This window comes from Streptomyces phyllanthi, assembly GCF_009377205.1.
Lineage (GTDB): Bacteria > Actinomycetota > Actinomycetes > Streptomycetales > Streptomycetaceae > Streptomyces > Streptomyces phyllanthi.
In genome coordinates this window covers 1-2,869 of the sequence record NZ_VJZE01000734.1, presented here as the reverse complement: position 1 = coordinate 2,869, position 2,869 = coordinate 1, and the positions used below count along the sequence as shown (strand labels likewise).

General features: G+C 71.2%; 3 protein-coding genes. 1 reads left to right on the top strand and 2 read right to left on the bottom strand.

The features are described from left to right. Both FNH04_RS44130 and FNH04_RS44125 read right to left on the bottom strand, forming a co-directional pair. Window positions 1–389: VOC family protein (locus tag FNH04_RS44130; RefSeq protein ID WP_152791859.1), on the bottom strand; the 389-nt coding region annotated here is incomplete at its 3' end. Between the two features lie 548 nt (window positions 390–937). Beyond that, complete coding sequence (locus FNH04_RS44125; protein ID WP_322725627.1) at window positions 938–2,155, bottom strand: MFS transporter; 1,218 nt, start codon at window positions 2,153–2,155, stop codon at window positions 938–940. A 54-nt stretch (window positions 2,156–2,209) separates the two neighbouring features. On the opposite strand from FNH04_RS44125, the gene FNH04_RS44120 reads away from it, so the two are divergent. Then, on the top strand, window positions 2,210–2,869 hold a 660-nt coding region (locus FNH04_RS44120; protein WP_152791857.1), incomplete at its 3' end, for an AraC family transcriptional regulator.

Below are 2,869 nucleotides of genomic sequence, written 5' to 3'. Positions count from 1 at the left end.
GGCCGGAGCATGAGCAGGTCCCAGCGGTTTCCGTACAGGTCCTGGAAGACGGCGACGGTGCCGTACGGCTCGTGGCGCGGTTCCTCCAGGAACCTCACGCCCATGGCACGCATGCGCGCGTGGTCGCGGGCGAAGTCGTCGGTGTGCAGGAAGAAGCCCACACGTCCGCCGGTCTGATCGCCGATCCGGCCGCGCTGCGTCCCGCCCTTGGCGCGGGCCAGCAGCAGCCCGGTGCCGTAGCCTTCCGTACCCGGCTCGACGACGACCCAGCGTGATCCGTCGGGCCGTGCCGTGTCCTCGACGAGCCGGAAGCCGAGTGCCTCCGTGTAGAAGCGGATCGCCTCGTCGTAGTCGTCGACGACGAGGGTGACCAGGGCGATGCGTCTCATGGGCCTCTCACGTACGTGTTGGGGTGCTGGGACGTTATACGTAACACGACCCGCACGGCAACTGGCGGGCGGGCGCCCGGCCCTTGGGCCGGAGGCCTGGGTCGGTGTGTGATACCGGCGGGCTCGCCTATTCGACTGTCACCAGGGCCCCGAGGAGCCCACCCTGCAGGTGACCGTGTGCGGTCGCCCGCGGGCGCGGCACTTCGAAATGGTCCGCCGCGCTCCCCTTGGTCTTGGGGGCTTTCCGGCCCGATGTGGAACCGGCCGGTCGGGGTGTGGTCGCCAGGGTGTCGAGGGCCCGGAGACGGCGGGGCACGGCGGGGCACGGCGGGGCACGGCAGGCATGACCAGGCTTGCGAACCCGCCCCAACTCGTGCCGAGGCTGAACCCGGTTGTCGAACTGACGTGGCGTCGATGCAGGCCCAGCGGCCCGAAGGCAGTGCTGCGGCCACCGGCACCGTGCCGGCCCGTGACGGCGGACTGAGCAGCGTCGTGAACGGGCCTCCACCGCAGCAGGTCTCCGCTCGTTGACGTCACCCCAAAGTCGGTCAGCGGAGGCCGGGTCGCTGGGCGGACGCGTGTGTGACGTCCGTGTCATCGGTCTTCGGCTGCGGTGCGGCCCCGAGGTATGGCGCGGCGGGTTCGGGCAGGTTGCGGAAGAACAGCCAGCTCAGCAGGGGCATCAGGACGAGCGGCGCCAGGGCGGTCTGCAGGGACGTGGCGTCGGCGAGGCTGCCGATGACGGGGCTCGCCAGGCCGCCGACGCTGACGGTCAGGCCTAGGGTGATCCCGCCGGCGGTGCCGACCCGCGAGGGCAGGTAGTCCTGACCGAGCGTGACCTGCAGCGAGAAGGGCACATACAGGCTGGCCGAGGTCAGCGCCAAGAACAGGTAGATCGCCGGGCCCGGCACCCCCACCACGCCCGCGATGGCCGCGGCCGTGATCAGGTACGACCATCGCGAGACCGTCACCCGGTCCCATCGGCTCGCCAGGGATCCGCCCAGCACCGAGCCGATCGCACTGCCGAGGTAGAGCACGGTCAGGGCCGCGGTACCGGCGGCCGTGCTGCCGCCCAGGCGCTGCCGGGCGTACAGCGAGATGAAGGTGCTCAGACCGACGAACGCGATCGACCGGAAGACCACGGCCAGTGACAGCTTCACGAAGGAGGCGATGTCATCGCTTCGGGCCGGCACCGTCGCACCAGGTCCGTCGGCCTCCCTCTGCTGCAGGGCGCGCACCACGGGCAGGCACAGCGCGGCGCCGGCGAGGGCCGGCAGCACCAGCAGCGGCGTCCAGCGCAGCCCCCCGGTGGCCACCACGGCGGTGACCATGAGCGGGGCCAGCGCGAAGCCGATATTGCCGCCGGTGGAGAACCAGCCCATGGCCCGGTGACTGCCCTGGCCGGCGATGCGGGCGACGCGGGCGGATTCGGGGTGGTAGGCGGCCACGCCGACCCCCGAGATCGCGACGAACACGAGGGTGAGCGGGTAAGAGCCGCTCAGTCCGCTCAGCGCGATGCCGACACCGCCGAGCAGCGTGCTGACCGGCAGCAGCCAGGACATGGCCCAGCGATCGGTGAGCGCGCCGAACACCGGCTGCGCCACCGAGGACAGCAGCGAGGCGGCCAGCACGATGCCCGAGGCGACCGCGTAGGTGTAGGCGCGCTCGGCGATGAAGAACGGCACCAGGGCCGCCACGGCGCCCTGGTAGACGTCGACGCAGGCGTGCCCGACGGACAGCAGAGTGATCGATGTATTCCTTCGCACGCCACCATGGTCCGGACCCGCCCTCGTGTCGCGCTTCCGATAAACTGCCGGATGATGACGAAAATCCGCCATGAGCCGATCGCTCCGACGCGCACCCAGCGGCTGGCACCCGGCGGCGCGATCGACGCCCATCGGCACGACGACCACCAGATCGTCTATGCCGGCCGGGGAGTGCTGGCCGTCACGACCAGCGCGGGCTCCTGGGTCGCCCCGGGCACCCGCGCCATCTGGGTCCCGGCCGGCGTCGTCCATGCCCACCAGGCCCACGGCGAACTCGAACTGCATCTGGTGGGGCTGCCCGCGACCGACAACCCGCTCGGTCTCGACGCACCGACCGTGCTGGCCGTCGGCCCGCTGCTACGTGAACTGATCATCGCCTACACCCACACACCCGACGACGACAGCCCGGAACGGACCCGGTTGCGCGCGGTACTGCTCGACCAGCTGAGGGCCTCCCCCCAGGAGCCGCTGCACCTGCCCACGCCGGCCACCCCCCTCCTTCGCACGCTGTGCGAGATCCTGCTGGCCAATCCGGCCGACCCCCGCACTCTTGCCGAGCTGGGCCACCAGGTCGGCGCGAGTGACCGCACTCTGTCCCGTCTCTTCCGCAGCGACCTCGGCATGACCTTCCCCCAGTGGCGCACCCAGTTGCGACTTCAGCGCGCGCTGGTCCTACTGGCCGAGAAGGAACCGGTGACCGCGGTGGCACACCGA